Annotated in this window: 25 protein-coding genes and 1 tRNA gene; 5 read left to right on the forward strand and 21 right to left on the reverse strand. The window is 39.4% G+C overall.

What is annotated here, in order from left to right; all coding sequences use genetic code 11:
* Positions 1 to 19: 19 nt before the first annotated feature.
* From P0G38_RS13185 to P0G38_RS13210, 6 genes are all read right to left on the reverse strand, one after another.
* Positions 20 to 784, reverse strand: coding sequence for an N-acetylmuramoyl-L-alanine amidase (locus tag P0G38_RS13185; protein WP_275851840.1), 765 nt, complete (start codon positions 782 to 784; stop codon positions 20 to 22).
* 143 nt (positions 785 to 927) lie between these two features.
* Positions 928 to 1,155, reverse strand: a complete 228-nt coding sequence (locus P0G38_RS13190) for a phage holin (protein WP_275855260.1) — start codon at positions 1,153 to 1,155, stop codon at positions 928 to 930.
* A gap of 7 nt (positions 1,156 to 1,162) precedes the next feature.
* Positions 1,163 to 1,453: a hypothetical protein gene (locus tag P0G38_RS13195; RefSeq protein WP_086294706.1), complete on the reverse strand. Its 291-nt coding sequence runs from the start codon at positions 1,451 to 1,453 to the stop codon at positions 1,163 to 1,165.
* Positions 1,454 to 1,828: 375 nt separating this feature from the next.
* Entirely contained in the window at positions 1,829 to 2,236 is a 408-nt protein-coding gene (locus P0G38_RS13200) for an integrase (RefSeq protein WP_275851844.1), read from the reverse strand.
* 68 nt (positions 2,237 to 2,304) lie between these two features.
* Positions 2,305 to 2,607, reverse strand: a complete 303-nt coding sequence (locus P0G38_RS13205; RefSeq protein ID WP_275851847.1) for a hypothetical protein — start codon at positions 2,605 to 2,607, stop codon at positions 2,305 to 2,307.
* Entirely contained in the window at positions 2,591 to 3,463 is an 873-nt protein-coding gene (locus tag P0G38_RS13210) for a phage replisome organizer N-terminal domain-containing protein (protein ID WP_275851850.1), read from the reverse strand. Before P0G38_RS13210 ends, P0G38_RS13205 begins: the two co-directional genes overlap by 17 nt.
* A 572-nt stretch (positions 3,464 to 4,035) precedes the next feature.
* On the opposite strand from P0G38_RS13210, the gene P0G38_RS13215 reads away from it, so the two are divergent.
* Together P0G38_RS13215 and P0G38_RS13220 are read left to right on the forward strand one after the other, a co-directional pair.
* Positions 4,036 to 4,380, forward strand: a complete 345-nt coding sequence (locus P0G38_RS13215) for a helix-turn-helix domain-containing protein (RefSeq protein WP_086294701.1) — start codon at positions 4,036 to 4,038, stop codon at positions 4,378 to 4,380.
* 12 nt (positions 4,381 to 4,392) lie between these two features.
* Positions 4,393 to 4,749: an ImmA/IrrE family metallo-endopeptidase gene (locus P0G38_RS13220; protein WP_275851856.1), complete on the forward strand. Its 357-nt coding sequence runs from the start codon at positions 4,393 to 4,395 to the stop codon at positions 4,747 to 4,749.
* Positions 4,750 to 5,744: 995 nt separating this feature from the next.
* On the opposite strand, the gene P0G38_RS13225 is transcribed toward P0G38_RS13220, so the two are convergent.
* The 3 genes from P0G38_RS13225 to groES form a co-directional block, all read right to left on the reverse strand.
* Positions 5,745 to 6,125: a glycosyltransferase family 2 protein gene (locus P0G38_RS13225; RefSeq protein ID WP_275851858.1), complete on the reverse strand. Its 381-nt coding sequence runs from the start codon at positions 6,123 to 6,125 to the stop codon at positions 5,745 to 5,747.
* Positions 6,126 to 6,491: 366 nt separating this feature from the next.
* On the reverse strand, positions 6,492 to 8,120 hold the full coding sequence (gene groL / locus P0G38_RS13230; protein WP_005237384.1) for a chaperonin GroEL: 1,629 nt from the start codon (positions 8,118 to 8,120) through the stop codon (positions 6,492 to 6,494).
* 32 nt (positions 8,121 to 8,152) lie between these two features.
* Positions 8,153 to 8,437 carry a co-chaperone GroES gene (groES, locus tag P0G38_RS13235; protein ID WP_005225291.1) on the reverse strand — a complete coding sequence of 95 codons (285 nt, stop codon included), beginning with the start codon at positions 8,435 to 8,437 and terminating at the stop codon, positions 8,153 to 8,155.
* Positions 8,438 to 8,654: 217 nt separating this feature from the next.
* Here groES and P0G38_RS13240 point away from each other — a divergent pair, with 217 nt between their 5' ends.
* Both P0G38_RS13240 and P0G38_RS13245 read left to right on the forward strand, forming a co-directional pair.
* Positions 8,655 to 9,299, forward strand: coding sequence for a CPBP family intramembrane glutamic endopeptidase (locus P0G38_RS13240; protein WP_005225290.1), 645 nt, complete (start codon positions 8,655 to 8,657; stop codon positions 9,297 to 9,299).
* 161 nt (positions 9,300 to 9,460) lie between these two features.
* Positions 9,461 to 10,756 carry an ISL3-like element ISEfa11 family transposase gene (locus P0G38_RS13245; protein WP_275851878.1) on the forward strand — a complete coding sequence of 432 codons (1,296 nt, stop codon included), beginning with the start codon at positions 9,461 to 9,463 and terminating at the stop codon, positions 10,754 to 10,756.
* 107 nt (positions 10,757 to 10,863) lie between these two features.
* Here P0G38_RS13245 and P0G38_RS13250 read toward each other — a convergent pair whose 3' ends face one another.
* The 10 genes from P0G38_RS13250 to P0G38_RS13295 form a co-directional block, all read right to left on the reverse strand.
* The gene (locus tag P0G38_RS13250; RefSeq protein ID WP_275851881.1) at positions 10,864 to 12,294 is read right to left on the reverse strand and encodes a 6-phospho-beta-glucosidase; all 1,431 of its coding nucleotides are present in this window, start codon (positions 12,292 to 12,294) and stop codon (positions 10,864 to 10,866) included.
* Between the two features lie 25 nt (positions 12,295 to 12,319).
* A complete protein-coding gene (locus tag P0G38_RS13255; RefSeq protein WP_005237388.1) occupies positions 12,320 to 13,612 on the reverse strand; it encodes a PTS sugar transporter subunit IIC in 1,293 nt (430 codons plus the stop codon).
* A gap of 155 nt (positions 13,613 to 13,767) precedes the next feature.
* On the reverse strand, positions 13,768 to 14,505 hold the full coding sequence (locus P0G38_RS13260) for a MurR/RpiR family transcriptional regulator (protein ID WP_008377233.1): 738 nt from the start codon (positions 14,503 to 14,505) through the stop codon (positions 13,768 to 13,770).
* Between the two features lie 42 nt (positions 14,506 to 14,547).
* Positions 14,548 to 15,354: an MBL fold metallo-hydrolase gene (locus P0G38_RS13265; protein ID WP_005237390.1), complete on the reverse strand. Its 807-nt coding sequence runs from the start codon at positions 15,352 to 15,354 to the stop codon at positions 14,548 to 14,550.
* 55 nt (positions 15,355 to 15,409) lie between these two features.
* Positions 15,410 to 16,264 carry a two-component system regulatory protein YycI gene (locus P0G38_RS13270; protein ID WP_005237391.1) on the reverse strand — a complete coding sequence of 285 codons (855 nt, stop codon included), beginning with the start codon at positions 16,262 to 16,264 and terminating at the stop codon, positions 15,410 to 15,412.
* Positions 16,265 to 17,575 carry a YycH family regulatory protein gene (locus P0G38_RS13275; protein ID WP_005237392.1) on the reverse strand — a complete coding sequence of 437 codons (1,311 nt, stop codon included), beginning with the start codon at positions 17,573 to 17,575 and terminating at the stop codon, positions 16,265 to 16,267.
* Positions 17,572 to 19,413, reverse strand: coding sequence for a cell wall metabolism sensor histidine kinase WalK (gene walK / locus P0G38_RS13280; protein WP_008377228.1), 1,842 nt, complete (start codon positions 19,411 to 19,413; stop codon positions 17,572 to 17,574). Before walK ends, P0G38_RS13275 begins: the two co-directional genes overlap by 4 nt.
* A 3-nt stretch (positions 19,414 to 19,416) precedes the next feature.
* The gene (gene yycF / locus P0G38_RS13285) at positions 19,417 to 20,121 is read right to left on the reverse strand and encodes a response regulator YycF (RefSeq protein ID WP_010747607.1); all 705 of its coding nucleotides are present in this window, start codon (positions 20,119 to 20,121) and stop codon (positions 19,417 to 19,419) included.
* Positions 20,122 to 20,253: 132 nt separating this feature from the next.
* The gene (locus tag P0G38_RS13290; protein ID WP_005225280.1) at positions 20,254 to 21,114 is read right to left on the reverse strand and encodes a DegV family protein; all 861 of its coding nucleotides are present in this window, start codon (positions 21,112 to 21,114) and stop codon (positions 20,254 to 20,256) included.
* The gene (locus tag P0G38_RS13295; protein WP_034858210.1) at positions 21,107 to 21,673 is read right to left on the reverse strand and encodes a DUF1836 domain-containing protein; all 567 of its coding nucleotides are present in this window, start codon (positions 21,671 to 21,673) and stop codon (positions 21,107 to 21,109) included. Before P0G38_RS13295 ends, P0G38_RS13290 begins: the two co-directional genes overlap by 8 nt.
* Before the next feature lie 269 nt (positions 21,674 to 21,942).
* Here P0G38_RS13295 and P0G38_RS13300 point away from each other — a divergent pair.
* Positions 21,943 to 22,015, forward strand: a tRNA-Lys gene (locus P0G38_RS13300).
* A gap of 688 nt (positions 22,016 to 22,703) precedes the next feature.
* Here P0G38_RS13300 and P0G38_RS13305 read toward each other — a convergent pair.
* The gene (locus P0G38_RS13305) at positions 22,704 to 23,708 is read right to left on the reverse strand and encodes an SIS domain-containing protein (protein WP_074934988.1); all 1,005 of its coding nucleotides are present in this window, start codon (positions 23,706 to 23,708) and stop codon (positions 22,704 to 22,706) included.
* 11 nt (positions 23,709 to 23,719) lie between these two features.
* On the reverse strand, positions 23,720 to 24,760 hold the full coding sequence (locus P0G38_RS13310; RefSeq protein WP_175496524.1) for an SIS domain-containing protein: 1,041 nt from the start codon (positions 24,758 to 24,760) through the stop codon (positions 23,720 to 23,722).
* Position 24,761: the final 1 nt, after the last annotated feature.

Genomic DNA, 24,761 nt, shown 5'->3' on the forward strand with positions numbered 1-24,761 from the left:
AGGGGGCTCATTCCTTCATTTACTCGCTGACTGATACTTTTTTGATATAAGAAATCTGAGTTTCGTCGGTACAAACCGTCGTATCATAACCGTATTTTGTCATCAACTCTTTGATTTTACTCAAATCACTTTCAGATTGAACATGGGCATAATTATTCCCTAATAAGAAATATACTTTCGGATCGTTTGGGCTTCTGAATAACAACATAATTTTTCCTACTTTCTTTATTTGTGTATTTGGTTCTCCAGGTTTTGGCAGGTTACCGCTATACCCGAATAATTTAACAACCTCTTGTACTGCTTTTTCCATGTTTGGTAATAGTTTTCTTAAATCGTCTTGATTATCAATAAACCCCCATTCTATAAGCAATGTTCTTCCTATTGAGTTGCGTATCACATATAACCCTGTTGTGGCTTTTGCTCCCCTATCGTAAAGTCCTGTAGTTTTTGCAATGACAGCAGATACTTTCGCAGCCATCTGCCGCGACTCCTCATCCCCTTCCAAATACCACACTTCAACGCCGCTTGCGGTTCCGTTATATGCATTCAGATGATTACTAATGTGATAATCACCTGGACGCTTATTCATATTGTCAACGATATTTTCCAAGTTCTCCAAGACTGTTTTTCCTAAGTAATCCGACGTGTCAGGTACACCTGTATATTTCACCATCAAATTATTTATACTATGAGCGATTTCCGCTTCTTTGTAGCCATTACTTATCGCTCCCGGATCCATCATATTTAATCCCCAGTGTCCTCCATGAACATCTTTCAATACCATATTGCCACCTCTTTTTCAAATTAATAATCCTATTTATAGATATGTTTTTTTGAATCGTATTTCTATCAAAGTTTACATATACATCTAATCAATGATAATTATCTTCTGATTCTAATACATTCACAGTTACGAATGTCAATTAACTAATCAGCATTTGTCTGACTATCATCATATTTTTTTTTGTCCTCTCGATAACGATTACTAGCAATATTAAGAAAAACGCCTGCTAACGTTGCACCAGCTGTGATTGTTCCGACAATAATATCTGTCGAAAAATGATAAAGCCCTCCCATCGTCACAACAAACGCCGTTATTGCAGGTATGCCCAGAGTTAAAAATTTTTTTGCTGAATCATATTGTCTGTTCGTCATCTTCACTCTATTTATTCTCCTTCCATAAAGATTTTATTTGTTCACCATGCTCAATTAAACGATCATTATGACGGTCTAATCGCTCATCATGTTTTTTTAGTTCATCATGTATTGCAACACGGTCTGACTTACTAGCCTCAAGATCTCTCGTAAGCAGATCAAGATTATGTCCAAGCTTATTTAGATTTTCTGTTATTTTGGTGAAGTTAGACATAACTGGCTTAATCAGAAATGCAAACAAACCAATTATTGACAAAATCCATCCCGCCCAAGTTGAAAGTTCGCCTACGTTTAACATTTAACACCTGCTTTCAGTTAGAATTGAAACCGTTCAGTTCTTTTATTTTTTATGTTGTTATCTATCAGTAAAGACACTTCAAAGAAACTACAAAATAATCAGTTAGTCACTGGAGTCATATTTTTGATAGTTTCGATAAAAGAAAGAATTAGAGCTTTTAGAAATTATTCACTTTCATCTACCAGAACTTCCTTTCAAAAAACAGCAAGACATATAATTGTTTTTATCCTTACGATTAGTAACACCATTAGTCATTCAAGAACTCAAATATTTGTTTTGAACGATCTAGTGAGAAAAGCTTTGATTTTTCATTAGAATGGTACTTGCTAATATTATTTTAGATTATTTTTCCAATCCCTAACGTTCAAAAAAAGTTCAAAAATCAAGTTGCTTATCTAATTCTTCAAAAAATCTATCACGGAGTCTTTTGGCAGTGCTTAGACTTACAAGGATTATTCTCTGATTAACCAATCCTTGCATGGTATATTGAGTAAATTTTTTGATGTATAACTCATTAATGATTGTTTCAGTATCATTATCACATTCCTCTAACAACTTTTTTACAGCAAAACTGCTTCGCTTCAAATCTCTAATCAGCATATGTGTGTGGATAGTCCAAAAATTGGTAGTCAAAACATCCAGACGAATTTCTTCGTTACTATTCCTTCTACCAGCTTCCTGATAGGGAACTAGAATCTCCCATTCAAGCTTTTTGAGATACTGTTCCATATAATGAAAATCCTTCAGCACTGCTCTGACTCTTTCTATTCGCCATTTTTCCAAATGATTGTCCTCCTCAATTTACTTTTATCTCGAAAATTTGTTCTTGTTAAACACCCATTGCTTCTAAATCATCGACTTTCTTTCTTCAAAGTAGCATATAATTGTTGTGCTTCTTGCCAAAGTTCATCTGTTGAGGCACGCAAAAAACTTTTTCCAAAATAGTTTTCGACCACTTTTTTTTCACTGATTAAGTAGTGACGATAAATAAACATAAATGTTCTAAACTTTGCTTCAGCTTCTCGAGTTTCTGTATTTCCTGTTTGCTTCACGTAACCAATCATAGATTTCAGAGAGAATTCCATAAGTGTCTGCTGTTCTGGCGGAAGCAATTTGTAAATTAATTTTACAGGTTTACTAAAATCTTTCTTCATTGGTATCTCCTAAAAATCTCCTTAAGTCATCTTCTGTAATTATTGATTTATCCTTAGAGTAGTTGGTTGGTTCATTCGCCCAATTAGGAATACTTTCTCTTCTTAAATATTGTTTATTTTCCGATGTATTGTTCTTAGCACTCCGTTTGTCTTTTTTTGCCCAGTTCCTAATTGTCGCTAAATAATTCTTATAGGTCTTTCCAGTTGATTCACAGTATTCAGAAACTATTTTAATGCGTTGTTCCCAATCATCTGGAAACTCATGCTTTAATTTGCTTAATTGATCATCACTTAAAGGAACATTTTGGTAGTCACCATACATATGGAGAACATGAGTAATGGCTGCTTTTTTTGAAGTTACTGTTTCTTTATCTTTATTTCCATCTACTTCTATATCTATTTCTGAATCTGTCTCTGTGGTATCACATGATGTCACGCCAGCATTTTTTTCTAACAACTGCTGCTCTTTCTTTTTGCGCTCTCTATATTTGCGGTTTCGCTCAGCATTCTTCCTTCTTATTTGTTCCATACCGTCAATGTTTTGATGCTTTTCCCATTTGCTAATGCATATAAAGCCGCCATCTATCCTTTCAATCATATTGAATTCCTCTAATGTTGTAAGCGCCAATCGTATCGTATTGGTATCTTTATTAAAAAGAATCGATAAAACTTCTTCCGTATAAGGCATGTTTTTTTGAACATAAATTATTCCTTCATCATTCGTTTTCCCTGCTAAAATTAATAATCTTATCCAAATTATTAAAACAGCATCTGATTGTGGCATTGCTTGAATTAATTTGATCTTTTCATCATCAAACATCATTGTTTTTAATTTTATCCAACTTATTTCTGCCATATTTCAATCCTCCAACTTATTTCTTTTAATAGAATTAAAAATACACCTACTTCCTATTTGATATATTTGTTATAATATCTTTATCACTTAAAAATTTATTAATTAAGATACGGGGGGATCTATATCAACAAAAAGCTTAACCTTAAAATATTTGATAATATCCTAAAAAAAATAAACAAACCTGAATTAATCGCAAAAGAAATTATTGATAAACGTGGTGGCATTGATCAAAAATGTCCAAATTGTCATAGAATTGCTAAAGTACCTAGAACAGGTGCTCTTTGCTCTTGCGGTCAAAAAATCAAGTATCAGTCATCCAAGCTATTTTCCTAAAAATGATATTTGTTCTACTATTTCAATTACCTGATATTTTAGAATATTTTCCTCTGAAACCTTGACAAAACGCTGAAAATATTCCATAATAAAAACAAAAAAATAGAAGAGTAATTTTTAATGTTCTACTGATGCACTCTCAAACCACTATATATTACGTCAATCGATTTAAAATTAATATACCACTGATTTTTTTCTAAGTCAACGAATAAGAAAGAATATTTTCCGAGGTGTGAAAAATGAATGTTTTGAATAAAGTAAAGGAATTGGCTAAACAAAAAAATATTAGCATTGCTGAGCTTGAAAGGCGAACTGGATTATCAAGCGGTTCAATTACCAAATGGGGAAAAAGCGCACCTTCAGTTGATAAACTAACAAAAATAGCTGAATACTTTCATGTATCAACGGACTATATCTTAGGCAGGACCGACAATCCTCACATGGGTATGTCTGAGAAACAAAGAGAATTAACAATTAAGGAAGCTCTAAACTCAGTTATGAGCTACAACGGGAAAAAAGTTTCAGAAAACGACCGTGAAGTATTGGAAAGGATCGCGAAAGCATACTTAGACGGAAAATTATAAGAGGGTGTTTATTTGGATGCTCATATTTTAGAAATAATTGAAAAGTTAAATGTTACGATTGTCTATGATGATTGTCTAGAAGATCACGGAAAATATGTTCCAATTTTAAACATTATTGTAATAAAAAATAATTTGAGTGATTTTGAAAAGAAAAAAGCGTTGTTACACGAATTGGGACATGCATGTGAAGACAGAGATAACTACGAATTATACAAAGTTTCTTTTGTTTTAAAATCCAAAATGGAATATGCCGCAAACAGATTTATGATGAACTATTTTATTGCTGAACATGAAGGCATTTATAATTATAGTCAATTAATTGAAGAATTTAGTATCGGTATGGGGTACGATGTTCGTTATGCAAAGTAATACCCATATATATTTTTGATTAGATAGCTATGAGAAAAAATGTATTCTTTGATAGTTGGTCTTTAGATAAAGAGAAGTATCAATCAGAGTCTCTCTTGGTTTTGACGAATTCTTGTTTTTAAGAGCAGTTTTTTATACACTTTTTTTCTCCTTTTTCATGGCAACGGGTCCCCGGCTTATTTCATCCCACACAAAGCCTGCTTTTACTTATATATGCTTTATGTAAATACTTTAGCTTATGTTCTTTAATAATTTGTTGATTTTGTTCAATCATTGATTGTTATTCTTAGACTTAAATTAAAAATAGATTTTTGATGATATAAAGTAATTTTAACTGCATTTATTTACAAAAAACCTGAATGATAAAATTCCATGAAGGATTTCTCTCATTCAGATTCATTTTTTTATTAAAGTTTTTTCACCTAAACAATATACTTTCGAAAATAGAGGAATTAAATGAAATTTTTCAATTCCTCTAAAGACAACTATTCTATTTTTCAAGGCTTCTCCTGACAACTTTTGAGATAGCGGGTTCATGTTGCTGTCCAGTTCTTTCTCCGAAATCCATTTTTTATTTTATTATATTGACTTAAGAATTCTTTCTGTTTTACATGTCGGCCTGAGAACAATAAGAACTAAATATAATACCTTTTAATAAAATATTTAAGGTAATCATCTGATTTGAATTCTGATATGTCACAAATTTTACTCAATAGATATAAAATTTCAATATCTTGACTAAATACCTTTTGACAAGTGTTAGAAATACTAGCACCATTTTAATACCAATTATAACCAACATAATTTAAAGCGACTATTTTATTTGTTATGCTAAATACTTGCAAATTAAAATAGACAGCTTCGCCTATAGAATAATCTAAAAAGTAAATATTATGTTTAATTAGAAATTTTCTGTCATATATTTTAGCCCACGGCGATAAAACGACATATTTTCCCCAATTGCTGTCACGAGGATAATCTGAGAACAACACTTTTTAGTCATTAACTCTCCTATACCCACCAATGACCAAATGAGAATTTCCTTTTAAGTATTTGTTTAAAAACGTACTGATATAATTTTCTTCTATATAATCATCATTATCAATAAACATGGCGAATTTACCTAAAGCTGTTTGAATTCCTAGATTTCTTGTCTTTGAGACGCCTTCGTTTGCTTTGAATATTATTCTAATTCTTGGATCTTGTTTTGCTCTTTGACTTACAATCTCTAAACTGCTGTCAGTGGAGCCGTCATCGATAAGCAGCAATTCAAAATTTGTGAATAAATTTTTTAAAATTGTGTCGATACACCGGTCCAAATGCTTCTCCGTATTATAGACAGGAACAATAATTGTAAGCATAACATCAACAGACATGTGTTTCCACCTAACATGTAATTTTTGAATTATATGTTAAAAAAACACCACTAAATAACATGGAAAACAACAAATAGTTTTGATACATAAAACTTTTGCCCTTTTTCTTTTCTATTTATCCGCTTATCCTCGCCTATCTTTTCTCACAGGATTTTATTATTCTTTGTTAAAGGCAATTTTTCTAAGCAAGCCTTTTTCCACTATTAATTCTGAAAATATTCATCATACGGCTTATCCATTACTGATTTTTATAAAGCTTACGAATAAAGGCCCAATCGGGCAAAGGCAAATTTTTCTTGATTCCAATTTTGTTTTAAAAGATATGCAAAAAAAGAACCCCTCAAAAGAGGAGTTCTCAGGGCTTGCTTACATCATGCCGCCCATACCCATTGATGGGTCCATTGCAGGAGCTGCTGGCGCTGCTGGTTCTGGTTTGTCGGCAACGACTGCTTCAGTTGTTAATAATAATGCGGCAACAGAAGCTGCGTTTTGTAATGCAGAACGCGTCACTTTCGTTGGGTCAACGATCCCAGCTTCTAGCATGTTTACCCATTCGCCAGTTGCTGCATTGAAACCAACGCCTAAGTCAGCGTTTTTCAATTTATCGATGATGACTGAACCTTCGTAGCCTGCGTTTTCAGCAATTTGACGAACTGGTTCTTCTAAGGCACGTAAAACGATTTTGACACCTGTTGCTGCATCGCCATCTGTTTCGATTTCTGCAACTTTGTTGATGACATTGACTAAGGCAGTTCCCCCACCTGAGACCATGCCTTCTTCAACAGCGGCACGTGTTGCATTCAATGCATCTTCAATACGTAATTTCAATTCTTTCAATTCAGTTTCAGTTGGTGCCCCAACTTTGATCACAGCAACCCCACCAGCAAGTTTTGCTAAGCGTTCTTGTAGTTTTTCACGGTCAAAGTCAGAAGTTGTATCAGCGATTTGGTTTTTGATCAATTGAACGCGTGCGTCAATTGCTTCTTTTTCACCAGCACCTTCAACGATTGTTGTGTTGTCTTTATCCACAACCACTTTGCTGGCTTGACCTAAGTTATCGATGGTTGCATCTTTCAACTCAAGACCTAAGTCTTCAGTGATCACTGTACCACCAGTTAAGATCGCAATGTCTTCTAGCATTGCTTTACGACGGTCACCAAATCCTGGTGCTTTCACTGCGACAACGTTGAATGTTCCACGGATTTTGTTCAATACAAGTGTTGGTAATGCTTCGCCATCAACGTCATCAGCGATGATCAATAATGGTTTTGATTGTTGTAAGATTTGTTCTAACAATGGCAAGATATCTTGGATGTTAGAGATTTTTTTGTCAGTGATCAAGATGTATGGATTTTCTAACGCTGCTTCCATTTTATCGTTGTCAGTTACCATGTATTGTGATAAGTAACCACGATCAAATTGCATTCCTTCCACAACATCTAATTCTGTTTCGATCCCTTTTGATTCTTCAATAGTGATAACACCGTCATTGCCGACTTTTTCCATTGCATCAGCGATGTATTGACCAACTTTTTCACTACCAGAAGAAACAGCACCAACTTGTGCGATTGCTTCTTTTGAATCAACGATTGATGAAATGTTGTGTAGCTCTTCTACAGCCACTTTTGTTGCCATTTCGATCCCACGACGAATACCTAATGGGTTCGCACCAGCGGTGACATTTTTCAATCCTTCACGAACGATTGCTTGTGTCAATAACGTAGCAGTCGTTGTTCCGTCACCAGCGATATCGTTTGTTTTTGAAGCGACTTCAGAAACAAGTTTTGCGCCCATGTTTTCAAAATGATCTTCTAATTCGATTTCTTTAGCGATCGTTACACCGTCATTTGTGATCAATGGTGAACCGTAAGATTTTTCTAAAACCACGTTACGACCTTTAGGGCCTAAGGTTACTTTTACTGTATCTGCTAATTTATCTACCCCACGAAGCATTGCTGCGCGTGCGTCTTCCGCAAATTTGATTTCTTTTGCCATGATTTCATCACCTCAAGTATTTTTTATTTTTCTTATTCTACTACTGCAATGATATCTTTTGCAGCAACGATCAAATATTCTGTTCCTTCATATTTCACTTCTGTGCCAGCGTATTTTTCGAACATTACTTGTTCGCCAACGTTGACAGCAACAGGAGCTTTTTCACCGTTTTCGAGCGTGCGTCCTTCGCCGACTGCAATAACGGTACCCGTTTGTGGTTTTTCTTTTGCTGCTGATGCAAGCACGATTCCGCCTACAGTTTTTTCTTCTTCTTTTGCGACTTCGATAATCACACGATCACCTAATGGTCTTAACACGATAAATCCCTCCAATGAATGTTATAGAATTTAGCATTAGCACTCTCTTGTATCGAGTGCTAACTTACAGTTTCAATATTACTCATTTTCCCAAATTTTTGCAAGCCTTTTGCTAAATTTTTTTTGCATTTCTAATTGATTGATAAATATAGTAGGATTTTTTGTTTCTAGAAGCAACCTAGTCTATAATGAAGCAAAGGAGTGTGAGGAAACAACTATGTCTTTATCAAAATATTCTTTGTCCACGATTCTTACTTACGGCATCGTCTTTTTTCTACCGATCGCCTTCGTCCCTAGCGGACATCAAGTAGCAGCAACAACGATCGGTTACTTAGCTGGTGCAGCGATCATGTTTTTCTTGTATTTCAAACAAACAGAACCGCTATCGTTTGAGCACAAAAAAACCAAAGTCTCAGCGATTCTTATTTACGGGCTAACAGGCATTGTCGCAGCGATTTTGTTGCAAAATCTAGCCATCTTTATCGAATCCTTTTTCGGAGAAGTCAGCGCTTCGCAAAATACCGAAAACATCATTGCCATCGTGGTGCAAAACCCACTCTTTGCTCTCGCAGCAATGGTCGGTGGGCCAATTATGGAAGAATTTGTCTTCCGCAGAGCCTTAGTTGGCATCATTGGGAAATACAGCAATGTATGGGTCGGTGTAGTGGTCAGCGCCGTAGCCTTTGCCTTTGCCCACAATGACAATCATCTCTTAGTCTATATTTTCTTAGGACTGTTCTTTTCTGGGCTTTATGCTTTGACCGGCAGTATTTGGACTTCCATGATCACCCATGTGGGAATGAACACTTTAGTTATTATTATTCAGTTATTGCTTCATTACGGCTATATCCAAATGCCCTAAAGAAAAAACGCTACGCAGAAATTTTGGCTCTATAATTTATGGGACTGATGAATCAGAATTAATTCTTCAGCCCCATTTTCATTTTAGGTATTAAAAAACATATCGTTCTCTAGTATGATTAAATCACCACAAAATAAACAACTGAGAGGACGATATGCTATATGAATGATTCTATCAAAAAAATGCTGAGAATAATAGAGAAAGATTTGATGATTACAGAGGTCTCTTACGAGACCCTTCAGAAGAAAAAGACGTTGGTCGTCGATGCTGTTCTCTCGCCTACTCCTCGTGCTTGTAGAAGTTGTGGTTCTACTGTGGTAGATGGAAACGGGAAAGCAATTATAGTGAAAAATGGGAAGAAGGAAACGATTGTCCGTTTTGAACAATACAATCATATGCCTTTGATTATGCGCCTAAAAAAGCAGCGCTATACCTGTAAAAACTGTCGCACCCATTGGACTGCTCAAAGTTATTTTGTCCAACCCAGACATTCAATCGCAAATCATGTTAGATATAAAATTGCTTCTTTACTGACTGAAAAAGTATCTTTATCTTTTATTGCGAAAAGCTGTCAGGTATCTTTGACCACCGTTATTCGTACATTGAAAGAGTTTAAAAGCTATTTACCAAAGCAATCTAAGAAGATTCTCCCAAGAGTATTGATGGTTGATGAATTTCGTTCGCATGCTTCCATAGAAGATAAAATGAGCTTTATTTGCGCAGATGGCGAAACAGGAAAACTAATAGATGTTTTGCCTACGCGTAAATTACCCCGATTAACAAGTTATTTCTTAGGTTGTACCAATCCGGAAGAAGTAGAATTCTTGGTGACAGACATGAACGCCGCCTACTTCCAGCTCACCAAACGTGTTCTGCCAAATGCGAAAGTAGTGATTGATCGGTTTCATATTGTCAAACACATGAATCAAGCGTTCAATGAGTTGCGTATCCGTGAAATGAATGAACTTCGTAAAGCCGGACAGAAAAGCCATGCAGAAAAACTGAAAAAGAACTGGCGCTTTTTGCTAAAAAATCGTGCAAACATCAACCATTATGAATACAAAACATGGAAAAGTTTCCGAGCACCAAAATACCCATTTCTTACTGAAGCAATGATGATTGATCGATTGCTTGAGTTTTCTCCGCCCCTAAAGGAGGCGTATCCCTTTTTTCATGAATTAGTTGAAGCCTTTCGAGACAAAGACCCTGACTTATTTTTCTCCTTATTGGCAGAACTTCCCGAAACGTTAGATGACAGCTTTCGGGAAAAGCTTCAAAACCTTCTTACCCATGAAGAAGGCATCACCAACGCAATGATCTATCCTTATTCCAATGGAAAAATAGAAGCGAAGAATACCCACATAAAGACAATGAAACGAGTATCCTACGGATTTAAATCATTCGAGAACATGAGAATTAGAATCTTTTTGATCAATCAATTAATCAATGTAAGATAACAAAAAATCTGAGCCAGAATGTGGTTCATTCTGACCCAGATTTGATTTTGCACAACTCATCAGTCCTTATTGACAAAGAGCCGAAATTTTGCGTAACGTTTTTTTCTTTATACCTTCGTGCCATTGGACGCAATCACTTGCTGATACCATGCAAATGAATCTTTCTTCCGACGAGCAAGGGTTCCATTTCCTTCATTGTCTTTGTCCACATAGATCACACCATAGCGTTTCTTCATTTCCCCTGTCCCCGCAGAAACCAAGTCAATGATGCCCCACGGTGTATAACCTAATAAGTCGACGCCATCATAAGCTACTGCTTCTTTCATCATTTCGATATGGGCTTTTAGGTAGTCAATACGGTAGTCATCGTGGATCTGTCCATCCTCTTCCACCGTATCCACCGCACCAAAGCCATTTTCTACAATGAAAAGCGGCAATTCGTAGCGTTCGTTAAACCAGTTCATGGCATAGCGCAAGCCTACGGGATCAATCTGCCAGCCCCATTCAGAAGCATCGACATAGGGATTGTCCACCAGATCTTGGCTCTCATCATAGTCATAGGTTGGATCATTCTCCTTGCCTTTGATCGCAAAAGACATATAGTAGCTAAAACCAATGTAGTCAACACAACCTTTTGCCAAAGCTGCTTCATCTTCAGGGGTGATATCTAAATCAAATTGTTTTCTTTCAAAATAGCTGCGCATATAGCTCGGATAGTGCCCACGGGCATGAACATCTGAAAACCAATAGCGCCGTTGCATGGCCACCGCGGCTGTCATCATGTCTTTGGGATCGCAAGAATACGGATAGATTGGGCACATCGCGATCATCGATCCGATTTGAAACGTAGGATTGATCGCATGTCCTAGCGCCACCGCTTTTGCACTGGCAACGAGCTCGTAATGAGCTGCTTGGTACATGACTTTTTCTCGGTCTTCTCCTTCCGTAAAGAACAGACCAGAATTGGTAAATGGCGCAAAATCTTCTTTATAGTTTGCTTGATTATTGATTTCATTGAAGGTCATCCAATACTTCACTTTCTTTTGATAGCGCGTAAAACAAACTTCTGCAAAGCGGACAAACAAATCGATCAACTTACGGTTACGCCAACCTCCGTATTCGGTCACTAAATGATAAGGCATTTCAAAGTGAGACAGGGTAATGACTGGCTCAATGCCATAGCGTAAACACTCATCGAATAATTGATCATAAAAGGCCAGGCCTTCCTCATTCGGCTCGCGCTCATCCCCCTTTGGAAAAATACGGGTCCAGGCAATCGATGTTCGGAAGCACTTCAACCCTAATTCGGCAAAAAGCTTGATGTCTTCAGGATACCGATGATAAAAATCGATCGCTTCATGATTGGGATAGCTTTCGCCCGGTTGGATCCCTTCCGTGATTCGGCGAGGAATTCCGTTGCCTCCGACAGTCATGACATCAGCGACACTCACGCCTTTTCCACCCGCACGATAGCCGCCTTCCAATTGGTGAGCAGCGACTGCGCCACCCCATAAAAAATCGCTTCTTAGTTTATTCATTTCTATTCAACCTGCTTCCTTGGTATTAAACGATCTCTGTTTCTTGTTTATAGTTCAAACTATCGACCTTACGAATGAAAGGATAGTAAATAAAGAAGCCGATTGCTAAAACAACAAATTGTAAGATAGCGGTCCGAATGCCACCTACTAGAAAACCTGAAATGATCGGCGGAGTCGTCCAGGGAACTTGCACAGCAGTAAATAGCGGTACGATACCGGTATAAAGTGCAAAATACGTGATCACGCCTGAAACCATCGGTGTCAAAATAAATGGTAATACCATGATTGGGTTCATGACGATCGGTGTCGCAAAAATAATTGGTTCATTGATATTAAAGAATGCCGGAATCAAGGAGAGACGTCCTAATTGTTTGAACTGCGCTGAACGGGCAAAAGCCACCATGTATAGCACGATGCCAATTGTCATTCCTGCACCAGTTACCGTCATAAATTGATCTAAAAACTGTTGGGTCACGATGTGTCCGCCATTTTCCAATGTCAATGCTTTACCAGATTCAAGAATAGCCGTATTTGCTAATGAATTGGCTTGTAAAATCGGCCCCATGATGCCGCCCACGATCGTCGAACCATGAACCCCGAAGAACCACAAGAATGGTACTAAGAAGCCTAGCATCATTGCACCGCCAAGAGAATCCGTCACACCTTGCATTGGACTTTGAATCACGGTGTAGATCCATTCGACCACGGTTGTCTGAAAGACTTTATCAAAGAAAACATAAATGCCTAATGCGATGGTCGTCAAAACAGCTGCCGGAATCAACGCTGTAAATGAGTTTGCAACATTGGTGGGTACTTGTTCTGGCAGTTTGATCCGGATGTCGCGTTTTAAGAACCAAGTATAGCCCCAACCCACAAAAAGCCCTACTAAGATGGCACTGATCATGCCTTGTCCACCAGTCCATGTTTTATCAATGACATTTGCGATGGTCACATTTGCTTCAGCATCCGTTACACTTGACTCCATAGTTAATAAGAAAATAACTAAACCAATCATTCCTGCAGGGAGTCCTTCGTAACCTTCTGCTTTTACATACGAATAGGCGATGCCCATTACGGCGAAAAAGGCCATAATTGCAAAAGAGGCGCCATAGGCTTGGTTGAAGTATTCACCTAAGCCGCTATTCGTTACCCAATCCGCAATCGACTGGACGGGAAAGTTTGCTAACAGTAAGAAAATCGATCCTACGATTGAAAAGGGCATCGTATAAAGCATACCGTTTCTTAATGCAGTGATTGCTTTCGTATTAACAAATTTTAATATTGGGGGTAATAATTTCTCATTGATCCATTCGTTCATCTCACATCACTCCTAAAATAAAATTCCATCCACCGGCCAGTGAATTCGCTTACAAATAAATCTTAATGGATAATATTCCCCTTGCCTATAGCTTTTCTAAGTTATGAAACATGTTCCAACAAAAAAAACAGCCGAAGCTGTTTTTTTACGATCGCTTAGATTTGCTTGTAGACTTGATGGGCTAAAAGTTCGATCAGTGTAATCACCGGGACTTGCGTTGTCAGGTTCAAATCGACTTCTTTTCCGCCACTTACGACGGGCATATAATACGATATATTGTAGTCCGCCATTTGGGCGATCGTCGATTTTTCATCATTGGTGATGCTGAGTACTTTTGCTCCATAGCGTTTGAAGTCTTCCGTTTGCTTGATCATTTGAATGGTTTCACCCGACACCGATAAAATGATCGCTAACGTATTTTCCATTCCACGAGACGGTACTGGCAAAAAGGGATCAACGATGCTATAAGCATTAATGCCTAAGTTGGCAAAATAGCGACTGCCATAGGTGCCCAGAATGCCGCTTGTGCCGATACCGGAAAACGCCACATGGCGTGCGGAAAGAATCAATTCTACTGCCGGTTGGATAAACTTACGGTAATCTTCATTATTGACTTTTTTTAAGAATGTATTGACTTGAATCGTTGCATCATAGAAAAGATCAAACGCTCGTGCGTCTTGTTCCTTTTTTTGACAGATTGCATACTTTAACTCTGAATATCCACGATAGCCCAATTTCGTGATACATCGTAAAATCGTCGACGTTGAGACGTGGCATGCAGCTGACAATTCGCGAATCGTCAGCTGATCGATCTCTTCAAAATGCTGGACAATGTATTTATAAACTGCCATTTCAAGCTCGTTCAAAGTCTTGATTTTTTCTTCATCAAACATCCCACTGCCTCCACCCAACAAATTCATCGCTCTGATGATCGATTAGATCGCAAATAATTCCGTCGCTTTGTCAGGATCGGTATCAAAGACTTCAAACGTTTCTCCAACACCTAGATCATGTTCTTTCATGGTGTTGACCATCGTTAAGTGCGCCAACTCTTTCAGGTTGTTTTCTTTACTTAAATGACCAAGATAGACCCGTTTGGTGTTGTCGGTCAAGATATCCGTCATGACAAGTGCGCCATCTTCATTCGATAAGTGACCGCGATCTCCAAGAATCCGCTGCTTGAGACTCCATGGATAAGGACCCATTCGCAACATTTCTAGGTCATGGTTGCTTTCTACAAGGTATGCATCGGCGCCTTTGATGATGCCTCGCACATGATCGCTGCAATAACCGGTATCCGTCAACATCACGAATGATTTGCCGTCTTTATGGAAACGATAAAATTGCGGCGCTGCAGCATCGTGAGAGACGCCAAAGCTTTCAATGTCCAAGTCACCCAAGGTCAGCACTTTTCCCATTTCAAAGATATGTTTTTGCTCGACAGCGACGTTACCGATCATTGGATCCATCGCTTGCCATGTTTTTGTATTCGCATAGACATCAAGTTTGTATTTTCGTGCCAGTACTCCAACACCGTGGATGTGGTCCCGATGTTCGTGGGTCACAAGAATGGCGTCCAAGTCTTCTGGTTTGCGCCCTACTTCATCCAATAATGAAGTGATCTTCTTGCCGCTCAAACCGGCATCCACTAAGATCCGCTTTTTATTGCTTTCGATATAGAGCGAATTCCCTGAGCTTCCGCTGGCTAGAATACTTACTTGAAAGGCATTTTCCTTCATCATGGTTTACGTGACTTCCTCTCTGGTTGTTTCAACGAGTTCCATTATACCCGCTTTTTTATGGATTTTCTACCTTTTGAACGGCATTATTCGTGATGATCCGATTGCTGAAGGCATTGACCGTTTCGATTTGGATGGTGTCATCGCCATCTAATTGGAAAGCAATAAACCATGCAGGAATATACACGTTTTTTTCCCTAACCTTCAAAATCATCGTATAGGCTAATTCCGTCCAGAGAATTTTCGAGTGACTTGGCAGCTTGTTGTTCAGATAAAGCGTATTTACTGCTTCTTTTTCTGAATAGACCGTCATCTTTTCCCTTAGAGGCGTAATATTGGAGATATGTGTTTGCGTATAACGGGCAATCTGCAGTAGATCATCCGTTTGTTCTAAGGTGATATCGATCCGACTTGAGCTGTCATTGAAAGGAATGCCTTCATACGACTGGACCGCCACCACCGTCGGATGATTGGCGTTCAAGACAGAGAGGTTTTCCAAATAGTCATATTCATCCCCAAACAGGACTTGGTCTTTACGTTGCAAGAAACCATTGACGGTTTCTTCCGTTTGAGAATCATCACTGATATAAAAGCCATTGGTTGAGACATGGATCAACTGCTGCCCTTTGACCGTCGACCCTCTTTTGAACTGAGTATTGAGTTGCGGATTTCGTAGTTCTGCCTCAAAATCCGTCTGTTCACCGCTCAAATAATAGCCACTCAAGACCTCGTCTGATAATTCACCAGAATACCGAATGTCCTCAGAATCGAGTCGTTGTTCGATAGGAATCGTTTGGTTTGATTGTGAAACCATCTGATGCTCGCTGCGAGCCTCACTATAAACATTGAATAAAAAGACATTCAGACCAAGAAAAGCGAGGAAAAAAATCCATTCGATTCGTTTAAAATCCAATTAATTCTCCTCCGTTTCTGCTAATTTTGTCATTAATGCATCATAGCTAATCCAAGACGAGTCATAATTGACATACCAAGCAGGCGTCAAATCAACCAGTGGTGCATCTTTGATCTCCCCCCACTGATAGCCGACGATGATCTGTTGCAACAACGCTGGGTCAGCCCCTGCCGCAATCAAATCATTTTTGACTGACAAACTAGAAGGCAATTCAATCTCCGTTTCAGAAGGAATCGGCACTTGGATCGCATTCAAGCTGGCAGAAATCGTCATTTCACGACTGCCGGTCTGACCACTTTCTGAAAAAGCGACACTGATCACCCCTTGGCCGCCAGTACTAAAGACTGGATAGCCTTCGACGAAAACCCGATAATCCAAGTGTTTGTCTTGTTGATCAAAATAGCGGATCGTCCCAAAGTTATTGCCTAGACGAATAATGTAATCCGCACTCAACATTGCCAGATCCATTTCATCGGAACCGTCTGTGGTGGTTTCAAACTTGACTTGCTGCTGATCTTGCAAGACCGTCATGTTTTGCCCACCTTCATAATAGTAGGTATCGACACTTTCGTCGTTGATCTTGACATTTTTAGGATTGCTGAAAAAGGCTTCTCGGAACAAACTCTGAGACTGTGTCGAAGAATAGTAGCTGTATTTTTTTAGCTTGATCGAATCCTGCGTATAGTATTGATTGCTAGATCGTTCTTGATCAGTCCTCATTGCCGTCCATTCCCGAGGATTGTCTGCTAGCAAGTGTTTTACTTGGCTTTTATCCCAGTCGATCTTGCCTCGAACTACTCGTTGATGGGTAAAGTCAACAAATTGGATCGTATTTTCTTCGAGATCAAACTGGATGCGAGAAAACGGAAAATCCTCTGTTTCACTTTCGTCCTCTAAGGACAGTTCTTTATCAAAGGTTTTCTCGTAATCTTTCAAGTAAAATGTCGTATAGTAGTTTAAGGATATTCCTTGATCGACCTCTTGGGCTTTCGAAAAAGCCTGTTCTTCACCATAGGTTCGCAGGGTCAAATCACTGATCGTTGCCTCGTTGATCACCTCTTGGATCTCTCGAATCACCGCTTCAGAGTTGGTTTCTTTGATATCCTCTTCATCATTCCATGTTAGATATAGGGGCAAAAACAAATCGCTTTTTTGTTTGTACGTTTGAACCGAAGGATTGACGCCAGTATCTGTTTCGGTGCTGGCATTGTTGAACCCGGTCGGATTTAGCCAAATCATATAGGAGAAATAAAAACTCAATGCGATCATCACGATTAAACCTGCTCGAATGATTTTTTCTGAGATTCTCATACCCACCAATCCTCCTCATACGGTTCATACGGCAACATAATGTAAAATGTTGACCCGCGATTTTCTCGACTTTCCGCCCAAATCGCACCGCCATGAGCTTTGATGACTTCACGTGAGATCGCCAACCCTAAGCCGGTACCTCCTTGTTGGCGGGCTCGAGCTTTATCGACTCGGTAAAAACGATCAAAGATCTTCGTGAGATCTTTTTTCGGAATTCCTAGTCCTTGGTCATTGATGCTAAGGACGATGTTGTTATGAGTCTCCATCAATTTCACCGTAATAATCCCACCATCTGGCGAATATTTGATGGCATTATTCATGATGTTGTCGATCACTTGGATCATTTTGTCCGTATCGACTTCCACCCACAATTCTCGTTTGGTGAACTCCCGACGAATCAGATATTTTTTGCTTTCATTCGTCACCATCATGTCAAAACGGTCCAACACGAAATTAACCATCTCATTGAAATTGATATATTCCAATTGCAGTTGCGAATTGCCGCTATCCATCCGCGACAAACTCAATAGGTCATTGATCATGCGAATCATCCGATCCGTTTCATCCAAGGTCACTTTTAGAAAGTTCGGTGCAATTTCTGGATCTTTCCAAGCACCCTCACTCAGCGCTTCGATGTAACTACGCATACTCGTTAGAGGTGTTCGCAACTCATGGGAAACGTTGGAGACAAATTCTCGCCGTTCCTGCTCATTTTTTTCTTGTTCCGTGACATCGTGCATTACCGCAACTAGACCGGAAATGAACCCGGACTCTCGACGGATCATGGAGAAATCGATGCGCAAGATCAGATTTGTTCCCGTCAAATCATTGCTAGGACGTTCCAAAAGCATGTCTTCAGGATTTTCCAAAAGTTTTCGCAACGTGTATTCTTCATCGATTTCCAATAACGTCAAAATCGACTGCCCGATCGCTTCTTCGTTAGTGACATTCAACAAGGACATCGCCATCTCATTGATGGTTATGACTTTGCCTCGTCGGTCGGTGGCAACAACGCCGTCTGTCATGTGGGATAAGACACTATCCAAACGATTTCGCTCGGACTCCATCGCCTCTTGAGTCTCTTCGATTCGTTCCCCTAGTTGATTGAAGGTTTCCGCCAATTGTCCCAATTCATCTTTCCCATGAATCGCGACCTTGCGGCTATAATCTCCTTTAGCGATGCGAATCGCTTGTTCCCGCATCTCTCCAATTGGTTGGGTAATCGAACGAGAGACCAATAGTGCCACAATGATCGAAATCACTGCCGCAATCAGCGAGGCGGTAACAAAAATGACCGCCGTCGTACTGACTTCATTGTACTTTGACTCTAGATTGCTCCGTAAATAAAGGGTTCCTAAAACGGTATCCCCTGTCGGTGATTGGATCGACTGGACGATATTGAACACCCGCTGACCGCTGGATTCATCATAAAGGACTTCACTGCGGTTCGTATCGTAATCACGGTAATCATTTTTTTCTCCCACCGAGCCACGATCATTGATATTGGTGGTTGCACGAATGATCCCTTGCTCATCCACCACCCGCATCTCCAAAATTTCCGATGAGTTGGTACTCGTTAAGATTCGATTCAAGGAAGCATTCATGGAATCCCAATCTAAACCGTCATCATTATCCATTCGACTCAATTCAGAGCCTAACGTTACCACTAACGTGCTGGCACGTGCCTCCATGTCGCGTTTGAAGGCATCAACCGTTGTTCTTTCCAATTCGCGAATAAAATACGCCCCGATAATCTGGATCGCAATCAATAAGATCAAGATAAAAGTCAGGGCGATTTTGAAGTTCACCGATTGAAAAAAGCGAACCTTATTTTTCATAGCTTATTCCTGTTCTGGGTTCCGCAAGTAATAGCCCACTCCGCGACGAGTAACCAAATAGTTTGGATGGCTCGGGCTGTCTTCGATTTTTTCACGCAAACGGCGCACCGTCACGTCAACGGTTCGGACATCACCAAAGTAGTCATAGCCCCAGACAGTCTGCAATAAATGTTCTCGGGTCATCACTTGACCAAGATGTTTTGCCAAGTAGTGCATCAATTCAAACTCCCGGTGCGTCAATTCGATGGCTGCACCATTTTTAGTGACCATGTAGGCATCCGGATGAATGGTTAAATCACCAATCGTTAATTCGCTGTTGGCATTGTCGTCTGCTTCCTTCGCAGCTGCCGAGCCGCGACGCAGATTGGCTTTGACGCGGGCCACCAATTCCCGGTTTGAAAATGGTTTGGTTACATAATCGTCCGCACCAAGCTCAAGGCCTAGTACTTTATCGATTTCAGAATCTTTGGCTGTGACCATGATGATCGGCATGTCATGGGTTTTGCGCACTTCCCGTGCAACTTCCAACCCATCCATTTTTGGTAACATCAGATCAAGCAAAATCAGATCAGGATCGACCTCGGCTACTTTTTCTAATGCCTCTTCTCCATCATAGGCGGTATATACTTCATATCCTTCTTTGGTTAAATTAAATTTGACGATATCAGAAATTGGTTTCTCATCGTCCACGACTAGGATCTTTTTCAAAAATGTCACCTCAATTTTTTTTGGTTTCTTACTTATTATACATTATTTAAACTGGCTTTTCATCTTTCCCAAAAATCGCCGCCTCATTCTTAAGGAAAGCACAAAAAAAGAAAGGCACGGGGCCTTTCTTTTTTACTCTTCTAAAAGCTGGATACCGATCCCTAACAACCCAGGACCCGTGTGGACGACTAACGCGGGAGAGATTTGTCCAAATAAGATTTCTTTGACCTTAGGAAATTCGGCTTCTAATCGTGCTTTCATCTCTTTGGCTTCTTGCAGTGCATCACCTTGCGCCACGGCTAAACGCACATGGCGATGATCACCGATGAATTGCTTGATCAAGTCAACGGTTTTGTCCAAGCTTTTCTTCCGTCCACGAGATTTTGCGACCGTATAGTAGATCCCTTCTTCATTACAAGAGATAATTGGATTCAATTTCAAAGCATTACCTAAGATGGATGCGACAAGACCGATCCGGCCGCCTTTTTGTAAATACTCTAAGGTAGCTACGTTGAAAAAGACTTTGTTTTTCGGTACTTCATTCGTTAATTGTGCCCGCAATTCTTCCCAAGTCACGCCTTTTTCTAACAGTTCTGCCGCACGAATCGCTTGCAGCCCTGCACCGATCCCAATATTTTTCGTATCAAGTACAAAAACCTCAAGATCCGTCCGTTGTTCACCTAACAGTCGAACGACATTAAACGTTCCGCTCAATCCGCTGGAGATGGTTACGGCAAAGACTTTCTCATACCCATCGGCTTTGATCCGATCAAAGATTTCCCCGATCGCAGCACCGTCAGGTAACGAGGTACTAGGGATCTCTTGCGGCAAGCGCTCGTAGATTTCTTCCGCAGTAATATCAACTTTATCGGTATAGGTCCGATCCTTGTAGATAATTTGCAATGGCAGCATATACATGCCGTATTGCTCCATGATCTGTGCGGGAACATCGGTACCTGAATCAACTAATAGGGCAATTTTCTCTTTATTCATGGGCTTCTCCTTTATGTGTGTCTAAATAAATGACTTCTAATTCAATCGTTTTTTCTGCCAATAGTTTGTTGGCAAAGGAACGCGTCGCACCTTTCATGGCTACTAATTCAATCGGGATCGGTTCCGACGTCATTTGTTCGGGTTCTCCCATCGCTTCTTTGCCGACAAGGTGGATCGCTTTTTCTTGTTCTTCACAAAATACATTATAGGCATTTCTGATGCCGACAACTTTCCCTTGAAAAAGGATCCCCGTCTTTATTTCAGGAATCGTCAGCACTTGCTTGAGCATCGTGATCGCAATCAAAAATGCGAGATGCTTTTGATTGTAACGTTTCTTCTCTGGTGCTGGAATCATCCCTTTTTTGACATAATTATTGACCATGGAAGAGGTCAATAGCGGATGCTTTTCCGTTTGGATCACCGGCGATAAATATTGATCGATCAATGTGATCACCTGATCCATATACAGTTCCAGTGTTGGCAATTCTTCCCATCTCGGCAGATGGAATTTCAGCAATGAATTGCCCCAATTTTTCATGTCTGCTTGTAATTTTTCCATGTCATCCTCCATTTTGACGAACAGAAGGTTAGATTATCACAAACTAATCATCTAGTTTTGATAACTAGATACATTTTATCACGGTTTTCTGAGTTTTTAAAGCAATCTGATCAATCTTTTAAGAATTTCCTATCATTTGAATTTGGGAAACAAATGGTGTTTTATTAAGATAACGCCAGTTTCCCAACTGAAAAAAGCGCATATTTTTTTCAAAAGAATGATTGATTTTTCAACAATGGAGTGCTAAGATAATGAAGTACTTTTGGTACGGGCCGTTAGCTCAGTTGGTAGAGCAGCTGACTCTTAATCAGCGGGTCGCGGGTTCGAGCCCCTCACGGCCCATTGGGTGCCAAACCCACGGAACAGGTAAATGTTGGTGCGAAAGCATTTCGAAAACATTTATGCTGTTCCATTTTTTTGTTTATTTTTATTATCTTGAAAAGATGCACAAGGGTTTTCTTCTTCACTGTTGATTGTTCGAAAGATTACATGACTATCTTTAACACTCATCTCTATCCCCCAAAAACACTTCGCTTCTAAGTAGTTCAGCTATGTTCTTTTCAAGAATCAAAATAATTCGGTCTAACTTCTTAGGAAGAACGCCCACTTTTCAGACGTCTTTCAACGATAGATTGCTGCCATTTTTTACAAATATTAGAAACCTTTTGATTCAGCCTCCCTCTTTTTCCCGTTAACTTTAAACTAACTTAATTGCACTTCGTTAGTTTATTATCATCCAGAAGGTATTAGATTTTAGTAACTGTTTAAGTCCTTTCAAATTCTTTCCCTTTTTCTTTTCTTTTCTTTTTGCTCCTCCAATAAATACCAAAAAAGCGTTCCATCAACATTTGGTTAACGAAACGCTCTATACATTGTTAAATTATGAATTCAGGTGTTCTTCATTTATGATATTTAAGAATAGATCACTTTTTCTTATTAAGGTAGCTTCCCTATCCACTCTATAGAAACATTATATTTCAGTGTTCTTTTGGGTTATCTTTCTATCGATCCTATTCCGCTCTGTTTCCTATCAGTACTCAAATTGGCGATAGTAGCGCCGAATTTCCATTGGATGACAATTCATTTGTTCGACATAGGCATCAATGCGCTGCGTCACACAATGCATCAATAAGTGGGACAGCACTCGGCCACGATATTTCTCACTGATTCCTGAAATAGGATAGTCCTTGGTATCGATCAATGTATAGTTTCCACAAATTCTTGGCAATAATTTAGCTACTCTTTCTGATAATGGACGTTGCTCATCTTCTCCTAAAAATACTGTGACAGGTGTGGTTTCGTCAACGATTTCCAACGTTCCGTGAAGAAACTCAGCAGCATGGATCGATTTTGAACGCAGCCAGCTTTGCTCCTCCCAATAGCACATAGCATAAGAATAGACAGCACCCCATTGATTTCCCGCACCGATAAAATAATGCATCGCATCGTGACGATGTTTCTCCGCAAATGCTCGCCCAAATTCGTCCGCCTGCTTTTCAGCTTCTACTAATCCTTTTGCTAAATATTGATCCAATTCTCGATAGTAGGTGTCGTAATCAGGAAAATCTCCATGGTTTTTCATTAATCGATCGGCAACCATAAAGAATTTGATTTGTTCTGTTCCCGGTGCAGGATACGTGATGACAAGGTCACATTGTTCCGCCAAAATACTGCCTTTTGTATCAATAAATCCTAGTAATGTCGCTCCTACTTTTTTGATTTCTGCGACAGCTTTTACCACTTCTTGTGTGGTTCCGGTAACAGAGGACAAGATGACTAATGAGTCTTTCGTCAAACGACGGTTGCCGGTTGTATAGTATTCTGCCGCATGTTGGACATAAACTGGTAAATCGCTTTTTCCATTGATGTAAGTAACTGCTTGCATAGCCGAAGCATAGGTACCGCCAATTCCTAGATAATAGATCGCATCAAAGCCTTTTTCGTCAAGGGCATCGACTAATTTTTCAATTTCTGGACGTAGATCTAACATTCCTTGAATATCGTCAATTTGTTGTTGTTCATTAAATTTCAGCATCTTTTCCACCTCTAAATTTTACTTTTTAGTACTTGATCAAAGTCATCAAAAATACGTTTACTCAAATCGATCCCTTTAGCAGCAGCCCCGAGATAGGAGAGAATTTGGAACGGAATAACTAAGAGCAAAGAAGAAAACGTTTCTTCACATGCAACATCCAGCCCAAGTGTATCGGAATTTTTTGCCGTTGCTGTGGTAATCGTATAAGCTTTTCCCACATAAGAAGCGATATAATCATGCAATAGTTGGGACCTTGATTGATTTAGACTAGGAGCTTCAATAAAGAAAAGCACATGTTCATGGTTTGCTTCAAGATATGGCCCGTGCATATATGCTTCCAATTCAAATCCTTGAGAAGGGACTCGTAGGGTTTCGGTAAACTTCGTTTCAAATTCTTTAGCGGTTCCCCAGTTTGGTCCATAACCGACTGCTACAAAACGGTTCGCTAGTTTAAAAATACTTGCGTTTTTCTCAAAAAAATCAATTGTTTTATCGATAACTTGAGGAATGGCCTCGATCATCTCCCCTAACTGACTTTTGATAGTCGACACTTGGTCGTCGGATAATATACCTTTGCTGTAACCAATAGATACCCCTATTAAATAGAGTTGCAATACCGTTGCTACATATCCTTTTGTCACGAATCCAACGGTCTCGATCCCAGTTCCTAGATCAATGCTTTCGTTAACTTTTTGAGCAAGGGGACTTTCGGGATCGCTGCTTAAACCGATCGTATAAATATCTTGCTTGGACAACTGCGCCACTGCATCTATCGTAGAAGCACTTTTTCCGCTTTGCGAAACCGCCAAAACTGTCTCGATTTCTTTAGAAAGATGGCCGTAATGATTAAAGTGGTATGGCTCTTCAATCGTGACAGTGATCTGCGCTAATTTCTCCATTGCATACTTTGCTGCTAAACAGGCATTGGCAGAAGAGCCCGTTGCCAAAATCAATAAATTCTCGATTGCAGCTCTTTTTTCTTCTTTTTTAGGAACAAACCCCTGCAAGATCTCAACTAACGTTGCTTGCTCTTCTTGTATATAATCCATCATC

The sequence above is a fragment of the Enterococcus casseliflavus genome (assembly GCF_029215545.1).
GTDB lineage: Bacteria > Bacillota > Bacilli > Lactobacillales > Enterococcaceae > Enterococcus_D > Enterococcus_D casseliflavus.